General features: G+C 51.7%; 10 protein-coding genes, 2 tRNA genes, 1 rRNA gene and 1 pseudogene. 4 read left to right on the forward strand and 10 right to left on the reverse strand.

Annotated features, from left to right (window positions below; all coding sequences use genetic code 11):
• Positions 1-258: 258 nt before the first annotated feature.
• The 10 genes and pseudogenes from AADEFJLK_RS03190 to fae form a co-directional block, all read right to left on the reverse strand.
• A tRNA-Ala gene (locus tag AADEFJLK_RS03190) sits at positions 259-334 on the reverse strand.
• Between the two features lie 44 nt (positions 335-378).
• Positions 379-455 (reverse strand) — tRNA-Ile (locus AADEFJLK_RS03195).
• 63 nt (positions 456-518) lie between these two features.
• Positions 519-2,050: ribosomal RNA gene (locus tag AADEFJLK_RS03200) — 16S ribosomal RNA — on the reverse strand.
• A gap of 377 nt (positions 2,051-2,427) precedes the next feature.
• Entirely contained in the window at positions 2,428-3,294 is an 867-nt protein-coding gene (locus tag AADEFJLK_RS03205; protein ID WP_103973269.1) for an NAD(P)-dependent oxidoreductase, read from the reverse strand.
• 1 nt (position 3,295) lies between these two features.
• Complete coding sequence (gene speA, locus AADEFJLK_RS03210; protein WP_103973270.1) at positions 3,296-5,125, reverse strand: biosynthetic arginine decarboxylase; 1,830 nt, start codon at positions 5,123-5,125, stop codon at positions 3,296-3,298.
• 160 nt (positions 5,126-5,285) lie between these two features.
• Positions 5,286-9,215 carry an ATP-dependent RNA helicase HrpA gene (gene hrpA, locus AADEFJLK_RS03215; protein ID WP_103973271.1) on the reverse strand — a complete coding sequence of 1,310 codons (3,930 nt, stop codon included), beginning with the start codon at positions 9,213-9,215 and terminating at the stop codon, positions 5,286-5,288.
• 106 nt (positions 9,216-9,321) lie between these two features.
• On the reverse strand, positions 9,322-9,555 hold the full coding sequence (locus tag AADEFJLK_RS03220; RefSeq protein WP_088621059.1) for a hypothetical protein: 234 nt from the start codon (positions 9,553-9,555) through the stop codon (positions 9,322-9,324).
• A gap of 135 nt (positions 9,556-9,690) precedes the next feature.
• On the reverse strand, positions 9,691-11,715 hold the full coding sequence (locus tag AADEFJLK_RS25430) for a COR domain-containing protein (protein WP_249027983.1): 2,025 nt from the start codon (positions 11,713-11,715) through the stop codon (positions 9,691-9,693).
• A 393-nt stretch (positions 11,716-12,108) separates the two neighbouring features.
• Positions 12,109-13,017, reverse strand: a pseudogene (locus AADEFJLK_RS25435) (leucine-rich repeat domain-containing protein); the annotation flags it as partial.
• Between the two features lie 270 nt (positions 13,018-13,287).
• Positions 13,288-13,851 carry a formaldehyde-activating enzyme gene (gene fae, locus AADEFJLK_RS03230; RefSeq protein WP_088621061.1) on the reverse strand — a complete coding sequence of 188 codons (564 nt, stop codon included), beginning with the start codon at positions 13,849-13,851 and terminating at the stop codon, positions 13,288-13,290.
• Positions 13,852-14,011: 160 nt separating this feature from the next.
• Here fae and AADEFJLK_RS03235 point away from each other — a divergent pair, with 160 nt between their 5' ends.
• The 4 genes from AADEFJLK_RS03235 (at position 14,012) to AADEFJLK_RS03250 (ending at position 18,034) form a co-directional block, all read left to right on the forward strand.
• Entirely contained in the window at positions 14,012-15,106 is a 1,095-nt protein-coding gene (locus AADEFJLK_RS03235; protein WP_103973273.1) for a hypothetical protein, read from the forward strand.
• Positions 15,107-15,208: 102 nt separating this feature from the next.
• Positions 15,209-15,736, forward strand: coding sequence for a hypothetical protein (locus tag AADEFJLK_RS03240; protein WP_103973274.1), 528 nt, complete (start codon positions 15,209-15,211; stop codon positions 15,734-15,736).
• A gap of 33 nt (positions 15,737-15,769) precedes the next feature.
• A complete protein-coding gene (locus AADEFJLK_RS03245; protein ID WP_103973275.1) occupies positions 15,770-17,368 on the forward strand; it encodes a protein adenylyltransferase SelO in 1,599 nt (532 codons plus the stop codon).
• Positions 17,369-17,503: 135 nt separating this feature from the next.
• The gene (locus AADEFJLK_RS03250; protein WP_103973276.1) at positions 17,504-18,034 is read left to right on the forward strand and encodes an SRPBCC family protein; all 531 of its coding nucleotides are present in this window, start codon (positions 17,504-17,506) and stop codon (positions 18,032-18,034) included.
• Positions 18,035-18,038 lie beyond the last annotated feature (4 nt).

Consider the following 18,038-nt stretch of genomic DNA (forward strand, 5'->3'; position numbering starts at 1 on the left):
CTCGTTCTTAATGCTTTTGGTGCGGCGCGCCGCTAAGCGTGCCGCGTTTACAGATTTCCGTGTTGTTAAAGAGCGGTGGCTTTCGCCAAGTTTCATCGGTTTTCACCAATCCTATAAGGCCTTTTCCCGCCGCTGGTGCGGCAAAACCGTATAGGGTTGGCCTGCGTGGGCCATGCCCCGCCACGCCTGTCGGGCGCGTCCGTTTTTTTGTTTTGTGTTATGCTGTACCCTGCCGTACCCTGACCGCCGGTAACCCGGTGGTGGAGCCAAGGAGGATCGAACTCCTGACCTCCTGCGTGCAAGGCAGGCGCTCTCCCAGCTGAGCTATGGCCCCGTGGGGTGTGGCATCCAGGCCCTGGCACTGCCGTCTGGCGGCGGTGGTGGGCCTGGGAGGATTTGAACCTCCGACCTCACCCTTATCAGGGGTGCGCTCTAACCAACTGAGCTACAGGCCCAAGGCTCATACCGTTTTGACCGAAATAATGTGTTGTGGGCGCTCATGGCGGCCTGCGCCTTTGTAAGGAGGTGATCCAGCCCCAGGTTCCCCTAGGGCTACCTTGTTACGACTTCACCCCAGTCATGAATCACAAAGTGGTCAGCGCCCCCCCGAAGGTTAGACTACCGACTTCTTTTGCAACCCACTCCCATGGTGTGACGGGCGGTGTGTACAAGGCCCGGGAACGTATTCACCGCGGCATTCTGATCCGCGATTACTAGCGATTCCGACTTCATGCAGTCGAGTTGCAGACTGCAATCCGGACTAAGACCGGCTTTCTGGGATTGGCTCACTTTCGCAAGTTCGCAGCCCTCTGTACCGGCCATTGTAGCACGTGTGTAGCCCTACCCATAAGGGCCATGATGACTTGACGTCGTCCCCACCTTCCTCCGGTTTATCACCGGCAGTCTCCCTAGAGTTCCCGGCATGACCCGCTGGCAACTAAGGATAAGGGTTGCGCTCGTTACGGGACTTAACCCAACATTTCACAACACGAGCTGACGACAGCCATGCAGCACCTGTCTCTAAGTTCCCGAAGGCACCCCCGCGTCTCCGCAGGGTTCTTAGGATGTCAAGGGTAGGTAAGGTTCTTCGCGTTGCATCGAATTAAACCACATGCTCCACCGCTTGTGCGGGCCCCCGTCAATTCATTTGAGTTTTAACCTTGCGGCCGTACTCCCCAGGCGGTCAACTTATCGCGTTAGCTTCGCCACTTACCCCATAATTGGGGCCAACGGCTAGTTGACATCGTTTACGGCGTGGACTACCAGGGTATCTAATCCTGTTTGCTACCCACGCTTTCGTACCTCAGCGTCAGTTTGGGTCCAGGGAGTCGCCTTCGCCACTGGTGTTCCTTCAGATCTCTACGCATTTCACCGCTACACCTGAAATTCCACTCCCCTCTACCTAACTCTAGCCCGCCAGTTTCAAATGCCGTTCCCAGGTTGAGCCCGGGGCTTTCACATCTGACTTAACGGGCCGCCTACGCACGCTTTACGCCCAGTAATTCCGATTAACGCTTGCACCCTCCGTATTACCGCGGCTGCTGGCACGGAGTTAGCCGGTGCTTTTTCTATGGGTAATGTCAGTCTGCCGGGTATTCGCCGGCAGGAGTTCCTCCCCATTAAAAGTGCTTTACAACCCTCAGGCCTTCTTCACACACGCGGTATTGCTGGATCAGGCTTGCGCCCATTGTCCAATATTCCCCACTGCTGCCTCCCGTAGGAGTCTGGGCCGTGTCTCAGTCCCAGTGTGGCTGATCATCCTCTCAGACCAGCTATGGATCGTCGCCTTGGTAGGCCTTTACCCCACCAACTAGCTAATCCAACATAGGCTCATCCTATAGCGCGAGGCCCGAAAGTCCCCCGCTTTCCCCCTTGGGGCGTATGCGGTATTAGCGTGGGTTTCCCCACGTTATCCCCCACTACAGGGCAGATTCCTATGCGTTACTCACCCGTCCGCCACTCTCATTGCCGAAGCAACTACTCGTCCGACTTGCATGTGTTAAGCATACCGCCAGCGTTCAATCTGAGCCATGATCAAACTCTTCAGTTTAAATCAGCTTTGCCACTTAATAAGATAAGCGGCCAATCTTGGTCCCGACAGAAAACTAAACGTAAATTTTGAATTGACGTGTTGTCTTGTATCGGCTATTTTATTGCGCAATAGCCGCCACAAGCACCCACACACATTATTTCGATCCGGTCTGTTAAAGAGCGTCGGGGCTGTCACCCCGGCTAAGTCCGACTATTATACAGAGCCAAACCAGCTTGTCAAATCTTTTTTTTCGTGCCGTTTTGAAGCAGGCTTCAAAACGGCACCGGGGCAACCATCCCGCCCCTTTTCCGCCCCGTGGGGCGCTTCACGTTTCCGGTGAAGAGCCGACTATTATACTTACCTTTTTCCCTTCGTCAATATTTATTTTATTATTTTTACTTATCCCGTTGTCCCGACTTGATTCTGTAAAGCGCGGAAATGTCTTCGTCACCATGCCCAGCCGCCATTAAGCCTTGATAATCAAGGACTGTCATCGCCGCCAATGGTATTTCAACCCCCGCCATTGCCGCCATCGCCTGACAGATTTTTAAATCTTTATGGTGCAAGGCCAACTTAAAGCCCGGCGCAAAACTGCCGCTCACCATCGTCTTGCCACGATGGTCTAAAAACCAATTGCCCGCCGCACCGCCTGCCACCGCATCTATCACCAATTCCATCGGCAACTGTTGCGCTTGGGCAAAGGCCAGCGCTTCCGTCACCGCTTGGTTAATACCCGCACACAACACTTGATTGACCGCCTTAGTCGCCTGCCCTGCCCCTGTCGCCCCCAAATGGATAACCCGCGCGGACATCGACTCCAATAATGGCCTAACACGGCCTACTATCGCCGCCTCACCGCCGACCATCATCGACAAAGTGCCGTTTTTCGCACCTTCCACACCCCCCGAAACGGGCGCATCCAGAAACGCCACTTGCCGCATAGCCAACATTGCCGCCGCTTGTTGCGCCGTGGCACTGCTGACGGTAGACATATCGACCACCACCGCTCCAGACTTAAGATGCGCCGCCAGCGCCGAAACCACCGCCAACACATCACTATCCGCCGACACACACAGAAAAACCACATCCATATCGGCAGCAAGGGTTTCAAGCGTAGGGTAAGCCCGTACCGCTAACGCATTGGCAAGGGCTTCGGCCTTAGCGGCAGTACGGTTATAGACTGCCGTCAAAAAACCCGCTTTAGCGAGATTTCTCGCCATCCCTTCGCCCATTGCCCCCAGGCCGACCATTGCCACCTGCATATCACTTCTCCAGATAAGTATAGGCGTTCAAGCCAGCCACCAGCTCATTCTCATAATCTTGCCGTTGCTGGGCACTCAGCGGGCTATTCGCCAGCTTGGCACGGAACGCCGTTTTCAGCTCTTCGCTACTGATATGCACATAATCCAGCAATTCCGAAACATCCTCGCCTTCCTGCAAATCGTAAAAATGGTAGCCCTTATCGTCAAGCTTGATATTGATAGAATGGGTGTCGCCGAACAGATTGTGCATATCCCCCAAAATCTCCTGATACGCCCCGACCATAAAAAAGCCGATCAAATACGGTTGCTCGCTGTCAATGTCATGCACCGGCAAGGTCTTTTCCAGATTTTGCCCATCAATATATTGGTCGATACGCCCATCGGAATCGCACGTTAAATCTTGGATAACCGCGCGGCGGGTCGGCTGCTCATCCAAGCGATGGATAGGCATGATAGGAAACAACTGGTCTATACCCCAAATATCCGGCAAAGACTGGAACAGGGAGAAATTACAGAAAATCTTATCCGCCAATTTTTCATGTAATTCCTGCAAAATAGCCGCTTCATTCTGATTATTCGGATTCAAGGAATTTTGCAACTGCTGGCAGAAAATTGCGTAGTCATTTTCCGCTTCGGCCAAACCATTGATGCTCAGCTTATCGCGGGCAAATTTAGCGCGGGCTTCCGACAAATAAAAATGCGCGTCATGGTAAGCCTCAACCAAATTACGGCTGTCCGGCACGGCCAAAGCCGCCTGTTCATTACTGTAGACCGATTCAATATCGGTGACATTGGTAATCAGCACCGCGTGATGCGCAGTCAATGCCCGGCCCGACTCGGTGATAATATCCGGCTGCGGCACTTGTTTTTCCGCACAAATATCGGCAAAGCTACGGACAATATTGTGCGCATATTCGTCAAGGCTATAATTAATCGACGATTCGCGACGCGAACGGCTACCGTCATAATCCACACCTAAACCGCCGCCCGCATCAACAATTTGAATCGCCGCGCCTAAACGGCGTAATTCCACATAAAATTGTCCCGCTTCTTTTAAGGCGATTTTAATGTCGTGGATATTGGCGATTTGCGAACCCATGTGGAAGTGCATCAACTTTAAGCAATCCAGCAACCCCGCTTGCTTAAGACGCTCCACCAATTGCAGGACTTCGTAAGCATGAAGGCCAAACTTGGATTTTTCGCCGCCGCTGTTTTGCCATTTGCCCGCACTGATGCTCGACAACCTGACCCGCAACCCTAACGAAGGCCGAATCTCCAACTTAGCCGCCTCTTCGATAATCAGTTCCAACTCCAGCGGCTTTTCAATCACCAGGTATAAATTCAGACCCATTTGTAGGCCAATCAACGCCAAACGGATATAGGCACGGTCTTTATAGCCATTACAGACCACCACCCCCTGATGCGACAAAGCCATAATTGCCAGCAACTCCGGCTTACTGCCTGCCTCCAGACCGATATTATCCGCTGCCAAAATACCTTCTATCACTTGCCGCTGTTGGTTAACCTTAATCGGATAGACGGGCGTATACTTACCCGTATAGGCCAACTTGGCGCAAGCTTTTTTAAAGGCATTATCCAAACGGGTAACACGGTCTTTTAAAATGTCGGTAAAGCGCACCAGCACCGGCAACGACAACTGCTTGTCATTTAACGATTCGGCAATCTCGTACAAATCCAAAGCAATATCCTTATCGGCACTGGGCTTAACACACACATGCCCTTGCGCATTAATCGAGAAATAGCTGTCACCCCATAAATCTATGGCGTAGGTTTGCGCAGATTGCTGGATAGTCCAGGATTTTAAGTTCACTTATTGGCTCCGATGAATGGTTTTTTAATGGACAAGAAAAGACGGATAGCCCGCCAAGCCAACATTAGGGCGGCGGTTAGTCGGCTAAAGACAATAGGCGGCATTGTACACCAAGGCCAAGAAAATTAAGCCCAAACAACCCGAATTATGTGCCGCCACCCTAACCCCGCTCATCCCACGCCTTATCCAAGCGTTTCGCCGAAATCGGATAAGCCGTTTTCAAATGCTGGGCGAACAGCGACACCCGAAACTCTTCCAGCATCCAACGGAAAGCCTCCTGCTCAGGCACAATAGTATTTTTGGGGGCTTTTTTCTCCACATCCTTCCAATAACGCAACACATAACGGTTCAGCTCTTGGACTTTTTGCGGGTTATTATCCAGCTTCTCCAAACGGTAACTAATCGCTTTCAGATAGCGCGGCAAAGCCTTTAGCTGCTCATAAGGGGTCGTGCGCAAAAAGCCTGCATAAACCAAAACCGCCAATTGCCCGTTGACATCGATGGCCAGCGGATCGTTAGCGTTCAGCCGCTGTAACTGCGCCTTAACCACCGTGTACAAAGCCATCACCTCCAACGCCAACTTACCCGCATCATTCGCCACCAACATCAGCCCCGGCTTATTTTGCTGCAAGCTATGCTCAAAGGCCTGCTGGGTACGGATAATGCGCCCGTCCATAAAAACATGCTGCAAAATCAATTTCAGCATATCTTCCTTATAGGAAGCGGTAACGGCATGCTTAATGATCGGGTGCGCCGCTAAACGGTGGTAAGCCAGTTCAGCAGCGGCGGCTTGCAGATTATTTTTGCCCAAATAAGTGCATTCCTTACGCAACGACAACTGGAACAGCCGCAATAGACCCGCCTGATGCTCAGCCGCCGCTTTTTGCTCAGTGTCAAAAATCCGTACCCCCACCGCATCGCCTTCATCGACAATGGCCGGAAAGCCGATAAAATTCTGCCCCTGCTGGATAAACGCATAAGTATCGGGCAAATCGTCAAATGCCCATTGGATACAGCCCGTGTAACTCAACTCATCAGCGGCAATCTGATCAAAGCTTTGCACCGCCTGGATAGCGTGTTTTTGCTGCAATTTCTTCAAATCACGGCCATAATCCAAGAGCTTGCCTTGGTCATCAATCACCCGAAAATTCATTTTTAAATGCTCGGTAACCCCATCCAGCACCCAGGCATTTAACGGCACAGCCTCACCCGTCAGCTTGCGCAAACGGTAACTCAGCCATTCTTGCAACAACCCCTTAAAATCCGGCTCGATTTCCAAACAGCGTTTGACGGTTTCCGGTACGGGGACAAAGTGCTTGCGCAAGTTTTTCGGCAAGGCTTTAATCAAAGCGATACATTTTTCTTCCAACAAACCCGGTACCAACCAGTCAAACGGCACAGCCGACAATTGGTTTAACTGATGCACAGGAATCACCGCCGTCACCCCGTCCTCATCATGACCCGGCTCAAAACGGTATTGCAGCGGAATGGTCAGATTACCGATTTTCTTGCTATCAGGATAATCCCACTCGTTAACATAGCCCTCTTTCTCGCGGGTCAAATCTTCCTTAGTCAAAAACAGGAACTTCGGATTGGTTTTTTCAACCGTCTTGCGCCACTGGTCTAAAGTGATGCCATTGACCACCTCAGCAGGCAACTTAGCATCATAAAAACCATATAACCACAGCTCATCTTCAACCAAATCGACACGCCGCCCCTTATGCTGGATCATGCCGACTTCTTCCAGCAACTTTTGGTTTGCGACATAAAACGGCGCGTTGCTATGGTACTCATGGCTGACCAACGCCGATTGGATAAACAACTCCCGCGCCGATTTTGCATCCACCCGCTCATAAGGGATTTTCCGCCCCGCCTGCAAGGTCAGGCCATATAACAAGGTGCGCTCATACACCGCACTGCGTCCGGCTTTTTTCTCCCAATGCGGGTCATAATAATTATGCTTAACCAAATGCCCCGCGCAATGCTCTATCCATTCCGGTTCAATCCGCGCCACCGTCCGCGCATACACCTTACTGGTCTCGACCTGCTCCGCCGCCATAATCCACTTCGGTTTCAGCTTATGCACCCCAGACCCAGGGAAAATGAAAAACTTTAGACCCCGCGCGCCCAAATACTCGTACTGCTCATGGCGGAAACCGATATTCGACAACAGCCCCGTCAACAACGCGCGGTGGATATTCTCATAAGGCAACGGCGGCGCATCTGCCGCCGCCAGCGTAACGGCGGGGGCATTCAAGTGCATCTTCAAATCCCCCTTCACCGCCTGCAAAATTTGCGCATGAATATCAAACCACTCGCGCATCCGCATATACGACAAGAAATTATCCGTACAGTATTTACGCAATTTGCTGTTCGACAAATGCTTTTTCTGTTCCTCGTAAGTGTTCCAAACATTCAGCAACGTCAAAAAATCCGATTCGGGATGCCGGAACGCCGCATGTTTAGCATCCGCCTGCCCCATCTTATCGGCAGGCTTTTCACGCGGGTCTTGCACACTTAAGGCCGCGACAATAATCGCCACCTCATGCAGACAACCTTCATCATGGGCCGCCACCAACATCCGCGCCAACTTAGGGTCAGTCGGAAACTTCGCCAACTGCCGCCCGACATCAGTCAACTGCCCCGCTTTATCCAAGGCATTGACCTCTTGCAGCATGGTCTTGCCGTCACGGATCATTTTGTCATCAGGCGGCTCGATAAACGGAAAATCCTCAATATCACCCAATTTCAACGCCGCCATCTGCAAAATGACCGCCGACAAATTAGTGCGCATGATCTCCGGCTCGGTAAACTCCGGCCTGGCAATATAGTCCTCGCGCGAATACAGACGGATACAAATCCCTTCCGCGACCCGCCCGCACCGTCCGGCGCGTTGGTTAGCGCTGGATTGCGACACCCGCTCAATCGGCAAACGCTGGATTTTACTGCGGTGGCTATAGCGGCTAATCCGCGCATGTCCGGTATCAATCACCCCGCGTATGCCCGGCACCGTCAACGAGGTTTCCGCAACGTTAGTCGCCAAAACAATGCGCAACTTGCCACCCTTAGGGTTAAACACCCGCTCCTGCTCACTGACGCTCAGCTTAGAATACAGCGGCAAAATCTCATACTGGGTGGGATGATGCTTTTTTAACGAATCCGTGGTTTCCCTAATTTCCCGCTCACCGCTTAAAAAAATCAGAATATCGCCGCGCAAATCGCGGGTCAGTTCATCGACCGCATCGAGAATCGCATTCTGCAAATCATCAGTGGTCTCATCGTTTTCCTCGTCCTCGTCCTTTTGCTCAATAGGGCGATAACGGATGTCCACCGGATACGTCCGCCCCGACACCTCAATAATCGGCGCATTATCAAAATGTTCGGAAAACCGTTTGGTATCAATGGTCGCCGACGTAATGACCAGCTTTAAATCCGGGCGTTTCGGCAACAGCCACTTCATATAGCCGATCAAAAAATCAATATTCAGACTGCGCTCATGCGCCTCGTCAATAATAATGGTGTCGTACTGGTTCAGATACGGGTCATTTTGCGACTCCGCCAGCAAAATCCCGTCCGTCATCAGCTTAACCAACGATTCGGCATGGGTTTTGTCATTAAAACGGATTTTATAGCCCACCGACTTGCCAATCGTTTCGCCCAATTCCTCGGCAATCCGATCCGCCACCGTCCGCGCCGCAATCCGGCGCGGCTGGGTATGGCCGATAAATCCCGCCGCTCCCCGGCCAATCGACAAACAGATTTTCGGCAACTGCGTGGTCTTTCCCGATCCCGTTTCCCCGCACACCACCACCACCTGATGGTTTTTAATCAGCTCGGCAATCTCATCCTTCTTACCCGTAACGGGCAAATCGGGGAAATTCAGCGGCGGGATACTGGCAAGGCGGCGGTTACGCAACGCCACCGAGTTATCGATACGGCCAGCCAGCGCCGCCAAAGCCCCGTCTATCGGCTTGCCTTTCTTGGCATCCTGACGGAAACGGTCTAACTGCCGTTTCAGCGCGTGGCGGTCTTGGTTCAGACACAGAGGTAACTGGCGGGTGAGTTGTTGGATAAGTTCGTTGCTGGACATTAAATAGGTAGTGGGTGCTGCTGTGGGGTGGAAAGATAAGGAAGGGAAAAGCGAAAATACGTTAACGACTTCTTTAGCAAAAATTAAGGCTTAAACCAGAAAACGCTCAACTCATTAAGTCTTGGCTACGCTCAAATAAACGGTCATCCGCCGCAATATCAGGTGCGAGTAAACGCTCTGATAATTTACCCGTCACAGGTTTAGAAACGGTTTCCTGATTACGCAACCGATACTTATCATCAGGCATCGGCTGCCCCTCCACTAATCCCAAACGGAATTGCCGGACTAAACGATAAAGCTCAGTCAACTTATCGGCAGGAATAGGATTAATTTCATCCATAATTTGTTCTTGTACTCACATTTTATCTGCCTTTTATGAATTGTCAGCATTTACAGACCCGCCCCAAATAACCGGACGCAACCAACTGCCCGCTATTTTACCCGATAGCTTTAACCGCCACAGCCTAAAAACCACCTACTCTGCCCGTTTTCGTGCTTTCACCTGCTCCAGCACCCGGCGTAACGCCACCGACACCTCAGTCCAAGCCTCATCCTTATTGCCCGCCGAAGTAACCCATACCCCAGGCACACCCTGAATGTCCCTCAAACGCAAACCGTCCCAATCGGTACTACGCAGCCTAATCGGCACAATCACTTTTTCACCCCGATTATGCTCCAGCAAAGCCGTACTAAATTCTTCTTGATAACAAAAATCCGATTTCACAAAATCCGGGCTGACCAAACACAAAACAACATCCGCCGCCGCCAAGTGCTGAAAAATCGTCTCGCGCCAATCCGTACCCGCATCAATACTGCGGTCATCCCAAAGCTGGAGTTTTTCCAAACGCACCAGCGGCGACAAAGCGGCTTGCAAAGCCTTAAGATGTTCCAAATCGGCGTGGGAATACGACACAAAGGCCTTTATCGGCTTCTGCGCTTCTTCATCACGCATTACAGCCTCCTCCACACCATCCAACAAATCGGCAATTTTTACCCGCTTTCTCAATTCCTTGATATAAACCTCTTCTTCACCATCCTGCTCTGCACAAACCAACTCATCGTAATCTTTATAAGCATCACCATCCGGTATCGGCACTAATTCGGTAAAATTTAAGTTCGCAAAATCAGCAACAATCTCTTTAACCGTTTCCCGAATAAAACTTAAAAAACGCCGCCGCTCCTCACCACACACATCCAGCAACAGCTTTTGGTCTTCCTTATCCCAGCGCACCCGTGCCGATGCCTGAAAAACAGTCGGCTTATGCAGCACCATACCCGTGCGCCAACGGTCTGCACCGCGAATAAAGGTATGCAGCTTAACCATCAGACGCGGGAACACACTACTAGGCAACAAATCAGGAAAATGGATAACAAACTTCAACACCGCCCCATCAAACTGAAAATCCGAGGCATTGGCGGGTAACAATTGCGGTACAACATAACGCTGCGTATCGAGCATAAAACACAGCTCAAACTCCTGCATTACCCGAACAATATACTGTAACTTATGTTTCGGATAATGAAAGGCCTGCTCGCTAGTATCATTTGTTTGGTAGCGCGAATCGTTAATCACCGCGTCAAAATCCGCTTCCTTAAGCAAACCGCCACTTTCGGCAACCAAGCCGGAATTGATAATCCGGTAAACGCCATTCGTCAGCCATAGCGGATTAAGGATTTGGGTATCAAAATTTTGCAGATTACGGAAATTAATCACCACCCCCAAATCATGCAGAAATTGCAACAACACGTCTTGGCTTAACGGACGCGCCACCCCGTGCCGTTCACACACTCGCCGAAACTCCGCCGCTTCAATATAGTCCGCCGTCATATCGGCAAAATGGTTTTTCACCGCCAACCACCGCGCCGGAAACGGTGTCCGGCGCGTATCAGAGCGGTCAATTTGCTGGCGCAACGCTTCCTTGAATTCAACAAACCCCGAATGATTATTCTCCGCGCAAGACAGCCGGAAAAACCCTTGAATTTGCGGATATTTTTCTTGCAAACTTTTGCGCTCAACCTCAAACGACGGGTTTTCGTCAATTTTATTTAACACCACCAGCACAGGCGAACGCCCACCAAAACTTTCCGCGTGTTTCAGCCATTTTTCCGCTTGGTCATCATTACGGCTATTCAGCAGCAACACATAAACACTCCGTTGCGATAAGAAAAACTGATGGGTGGCGTGCATCACTTCCTGACCACCAAAATCCCATAAATGCGCCGTGACGGCATCACCATCGGGCATAGTAAACGGCACTTTGCGGATACGGATACCGTGGGTTTGGCTCTCACGAAGGTCAAATGCCTCCCCCATTAATTGCTTCACCAACGAGGTTTTACCTGCCGAAGCCTCACCTAGGAAAATGATTTTAACTTCGTTGAGATTGCGTCCGTCTTCGCCGAGTTCTTCAAAATAATCCACTACGGCTTCTGGAGAGTCTTGGGCTATTTCAATAGGTGGGCAGATTAAAGGGCAATCACCAACATAGATTCCTGACAAATACTTACTTCTGACAAACCGCAAAAGAAGCGAATCACTTTCAATTACCTGTACATTATCTTTAATTAAATACTTTATTGGCGATAAATCGGCAACCGATGTGCCCGAACAGTCAATGCTCTGCAAACCGGACAAGGCCGACAGCGCGGACAAGTCGGCCACCGATGTGCCGGAACAGTCAATGCTCTGCAAACCGGACAAGGCCGACAGCGTGGACAAGTCGGCCACCGATGTGCCCGAACAGTCAATGCTCTGCAAACCGGACAAGGCCGACAGCACGGACAAGTCGGCCACCGATGTGCCGGAACAATTAAGATGCTGCAAACCGGACAAGGCCGACAGCGTGGACAAGTCGGCCACCGATGTGCCGGAACAGTCAAGGTGCTGCAAATTGGACAAACCCGACAGCGCGGACAAGTCGGCCACCGATGTGCCGGAACAGTCAAGGTGCTGCAAATTGGACAAACCCGACAGCGCGGACAAGTCGGCCACCGATGTGCCGGAACAGTCAAGGTGCTGCAAATTGGACAAACCCGACAGCGCGGACAAGTCGGCCACCGATGTGCCGGAACAATTAAGATGCTGCAAACCGGACAAGGCCGACAGCGCGGACAAGTCGGCCACCGATGTGCTAGAACAGTCAATGCTCTGCAAATTGGACAAACCCGACAGCGCGGACAAGTCGGCCACCGATGTGCTAGAACAGTCAATGCTCTGCAAATTGGACAAACCCGACAGCGCGGACAAGTCGGCCACCGATGTGCGGGAACAGTCAAGGTGCTGCAAATTGGACAAACCCGACAGCGCGGACAAGTCGGCCACCGATGTGCTAGAACAGTCAAGGTGCTGCAAATTGGACAAACCCGACAGCGCGGACAAGTCGGCCACCGATGTGCGGGAACAGTCAAGGTGCTGCAAATTGGACAAACCCGACAGCGCGGACAAGTCGGCCACCGATGTGCCGGAACAGTCAAGGTGCTGCAAATTGGACAAACCCGACAGCGCGGACAAGTCGGCCACCGATGTGCCGGAACAGTCAAGGTGCTGCAAACCGGACAAGGCCGACAGCGCGGACAAGTCGGCCACCGATGTGCGGGAACAGTCAAGGTGCTGCAAACCCGACAAGGCCGATAATGCTGACAAATCAACTAATTCAACACTCCACCTCAAGGATAACTTTGTCACCCAAACACATTCCAAAAGCTCGGCAGGCAAATCAATCAAATCACATTCGCTCAAATCCAATTCAAAATGTTGGGTCTGTTTATTTTCAGCAATACGTCGCAACGCTTCTTCGCTCATGGCCGGGGCAACCTAAATAGGGGTAAGAAAAACGGGTTGATATAGGCATTTTTTAGGTAGGCCAAAACCTATTAGGCATAACAAAGCTTAAGCCATTAGCCCACAAATCAGTTTATGCAATAACATTAGATAACCTTTCTATATTCACAATAGCGTGGATAGCCAACTATTCATACCACCCCCTGTACGCACCGCCATTTCCGAAGCAAGCAGCCCATGGCCTCTATTTTTAAACCATAAACCACCTGCTGCGGGCTGTTCCAAATTACCCTACCACTGCGACTCCCCCGTCTCAGGATCATACATCTCATGGACAATGCTGTGGCGGTTAGCGATCAGCTCGTCAATGCTCGGCGAGTTGCTCATCGCCCGCGAAATAGCCAGCTTCATTGCCTCATAATTGGTGCGGTACAAATCCTTACGGTCCAGTTCTGGATTAGTCGCACATTCAGGGGCAATCCACACCATCGCGACGATACACAAATCATTTGCCCATTCTTTCGGGATAACTCCGGCAATAACGCTGTCCAATACCGCATCAGCAATGGCCGATTGCACGGGGCCGCCGAACAAGTTAACGTAGGCCGCTGATTTAATGGTCACTTTCGGCACAATCATGGTCGCCGGGCGGACTTGTTGGTTACAGGCGCGGATGGCAAACATGCGCGTATGGCCTTCGGTTTGTCCCATCAGATTGGCGAAAGCCTGACCAGCCGGGCCTTTAACGCTGCCGATCAAAATTTCCGGCATCGCATCGGTGCCTTGGCCGTCGCTGGAAAACACTGTCGCTTCGGCGGTTCTGAACCAAATACTGTCTGCGGTAAGGTCTGACATGGGTAAACTCCTAAAAAAGTAAAAGTTTGGCATTCTATGCCGGATAATGAAACTACGGCAAACATTATCTCTGCTTACCCCTACCTAACCGTTAATTCAGAGTAGGTTCAGACTGTTGCCCGATACTAATCACCCCCTCCCTATCCTTAAGGAAGACGTTATGAAATTCGCTTTATCCGCCGTGGCCTTAGCCTTATTCGGCACCTTTAGCCCGATAAGCCAAGCCCAAGCGCTCAACTTACCTTTGCAGCTTGATTACGGTTTGATCGCCAAACTGGTCACCAATAGCCTCTACACAGGGGCGGAACACACCGCCGACCTGTGGCAAGACGGCGCAAAATGCAGTTACCTCAAACTCGCCAATCTGAAAATAAACGGCCAAGCCGAACAAATCCGCCTGACAAATGATGTGCAAGTGCAGTTTGGCACTAAACTGGGCGGCCAGTGCGTGACGGTGTTAAAGTGGCAAGGTGTGTTGGAAACCTTACAAAAACCGACCTTAAATGCCGACCATAGTGTCTTAAGTCTCCCTGTCACCCAAGCGACGGCTTACGACCAGCAAGGCCACCAGGTCAACATCAGCCAATTGCAAGACTTGCTCAAACGCGTGGTCGAACCCAAACTGGCCGGGCTGAGCATCGACTTGAACCGCCTGCACGGAGATATGGAACGCAATGTCAGCACTTGGTTGCCGAAAACGGAAGCGGCGCAACTCAGCCAATGGCTCAATACCCTGACCATTAACAGCGCGGCGGCAAACGACCAAGGCATTGCCTTGCAACTGGGCTTGGATGCGCCCGCCTCCACCCCCGCCCAAGCCCCTAGCCTCGCCCTGACCGCCAGCGAGCAAAAACAATGGCAAGTGATTTGGAAACAATGGCAAGGCCTGCTGGCAAAAGCCATCAATGGCTTAGGGAAAGACCAACAAAACCAAGCCTTACAAACCACTTTAACGGCTATGTTACACGAGTCCAACACCGCTTTCCAAGCAGGTTTGACCGCCAAAAACACCACCGATAACGATCCTGTGCGCGAGTTTTTCAGCCACTCATGGACGACCCTGACCCCGCAACTGAAAGCCTTTAGCCAAGATCTGCCCGGCTTAGAGGGCTTTAACTATCTCGGCGCTATCGCCGCCACGGATGTGCTGTATGAGCTGGACACTAAAGCCGCGCCCTTAGGCATTACCTTGTCATCGGATGGCTTACGGAAATTGGCACGATTATTGATTGCCGGAAAGCAACAACGGACTTAAGCAGGGGCTGTTGCCGCTCAGCGATGCGTTACTACAGGATATAACCGGGGGCGGTTGTGCCGCCCCCATCATACGTTTATGACATGAGAGGACGAAGACACCATGAACAAAAACATGTTACTGTTGCTGGTTCTGAACACAGCCCTGCCCACTGCCGCCCAAGCCGAAGAAGTCTTTAAATGCGTAGTTGATAACAAAACCGTTTATCAATTTGACCCTTGCCCGACCAATGCGGCGAAAAAAGTGGAAATTGACATCAAACAGGAAGACCCGGCTAAAGAAGCCGAGGCGCAAGCCAAATTACAAACGTGGGAACAAGAGTTTAAAAAACGCGAAGCGGCAGAACAGCAAGCCCAAAGAGAACGCCAAGCCGAATTGGATAGGCAAGCCGCCATTGCCGCACTAAACCGCAATGCCATCGCCCAAGAAGAATTGGCTGCCGCCGCCCGCCAACGCAACATTTACGGGCAACCGCTTTATGGCGGCGGATATCGCTCCCCTTATTATAATAATATGTATCCGGGGGGCTTTTTTTTCGGGGGGGGCGGCTATCCGACACCACAAGAGCAGGTACAACACCACTCGCCTCAACAGCACCAAGAACCGACCCGCCGTGCGCTTGCCCGCTAGCTTTTTTATCCAACCCCAACCCCAACCTTAGCCATGACCACAAAACTCCGCCTAAACTTTGATAACAAATTCATCCGCACCTTACCCGGCGATCCTGAACCACTGAACTTCCGCCGCCAAGTCTTAGGTGCTTGTTATTCTAAAGTGCTGCCGACACCTGTTAGCCAGCCGCAGTTAGTCGTGTATGCTTGGGAAGTCGCGCAATTAGTGGATTTGTCCGTATCCGCCTGTGACAGCCCAGAGTTTGCCCAAATATTTGCAGGCAATGCCCTAGCAGACGGCATGGAACCTTATGCGCTATGCTATGGTGGCCACCAATTCGGTAGTTGGGCGGGGCAGTTAGGCGATGGCCGCGCCATTAACCTGGGCGAAGCTGTCAATGCCGCTGGCAAGCGGTGGACGTTGCAACTGAAAGGCGCAGGCCCCACCCCCTATTCGCGCTCGGCAGACGGCTTGGCCGTGTTGCGTTCCTCGGTACGCGAATTTTTATGCAGCGAAGCCATGCACCACTTAGGCATCCCCACCACCCGCGCCTTAAGCTTGGTGCTGACAGGCGATACCGTCATCCGCGATATGTTTTACGACGGCCACCCCAAAGCCGAACCCGGTGCAGTGGTCTGCCGAGTCGCCCCCTCGTTCACCCGCTTTGGCAGCTTCCAACTGTTTGCCGCACGGGGCGACTTAACAGCACTTAAGCAACTGGTGGATTACACCATCACCACCGACTTTCCGCACTTAGGCGCACCCTGCCCCGCCGTTTATCTACAATGGTATACCGAAGTTTGCCGCCGTACTGCCGAAATGATTGTACATTGGCAACGGGTCGGCTTTGTGCATGGCGTGATGAACACCGATAATATGTCGATTTTGGGTTTGACCATAGACTATGGCCCTTATGGCTGGCTGGAAAACTTCGATTTGAACTGGACACCCAACACCACCGATGCCAGTGGCCGCCGCTACCGTTTCGGCAACCAACCGTCAATTGCTTTTTGGAACCTAGGGCAATTGGCAAACGCCATTTTCCCTTTACTGGAAACCGACGACATCAGCCCCTTGCAAGCGGCGCTGAATACCTACCAACAACACTTTGCCGAAGGTTGGCAAGCCATGATGGCCAGCAAACTGGGCCTACAGCAATTTGACCCGGCAAGTGATTATGATCTCTGCACAGACTTATTGACCCTGTTACAAAGCGTCGAAACCGATATGACAATCTTCTTCCGCCGCCTGGCCTTACTGGACAGCCATGCCGATACAAGCGACGACGCGCAACTGATGGCCCCACTGTTAGAGGCCTATTACCTGCCCGAACAGCTTACCCCCGCCTACCAAGCCCAATTGGGCGCATGGTTGCGGCCCTACCTCCAACGCCTGCGCCGCGACGGCTTGCCGGAAGCACAACGCCGCCAAAACATGAACGCGGTCAACCCCAATTATGTGCTGCGCAACTACCTCGCCCAAGTTGCCATAGACCAAGCCGAACAAGGCGATTTCAGCAAAATCCATGAACTGTTGGAACTGCTGCGCCACCCTTACGACGAACAGCCGGATAAAAGACACTTTGCCGCCAAACGTCCCGACTGGGCCAGACAGCGGGCAGGATGCTCTATGTTATCGTGCAGTTCTTGAGGAAGCGGGCTGGTCAGCCGTTAAATTTCAGCCCGTTGTCAGGTGAAAAATAGGAATTTACCCTGCCAATATCAGGAAATTTGCCCAATATTTTTCAGCTAAAATTATCAATAATAGGCTTTTTGGTTATTGATTATGAACAAATCTGCTTACGCCTGTTTAAGCTTGCTCTGCTTACCCCTACTTAGCTTCGCCCATGGCCCTACCCCGCAAAAAGCCAAGGAAAGCATCACCATTAACGCCCCGGTCGCAAAGGTTTGGGATACCGTCAAACAGTTTTCCGATATTGCCCATTGGCATCCCGATGTAAAGCAAAGCACAGGGGACGGCAAACATGAATCAGGCGGAACCCGTACCCTAACCTTACAAAACGGCGGGCAATTAGTTGAGGAACTGGATTTTTATAGCGATAAAGACCACGAATACAGCTACCGCTTAAAAACCGAAAATGCCCAAGCCTTTCCCGTTAGCTCTTATTCTATCACCGTGCAAGTGCTGGCCGGCGACACCGCCAATAACAGCACCGTTTTGATGAAAAGCCGCTTTTATCGCGGCGACACCAGCAACACGCCACCCGCCAACCTGACTGACGAAGCCGCTGTCAACGCAATGGTCAGTTTTTTCAAAAACGGTTTAACCGGCTTAAAAGGCACGGTAGAAAAATAACCGT

The sequence above is a fragment of the Methylovulum psychrotolerans genome, assembly GCF_002923755.1.
GTDB classification, from domain to species: Bacteria; Pseudomonadota; Gammaproteobacteria; order Methylococcales; family Methylomonadaceae; genus Methylovulum; species Methylovulum psychrotolerans.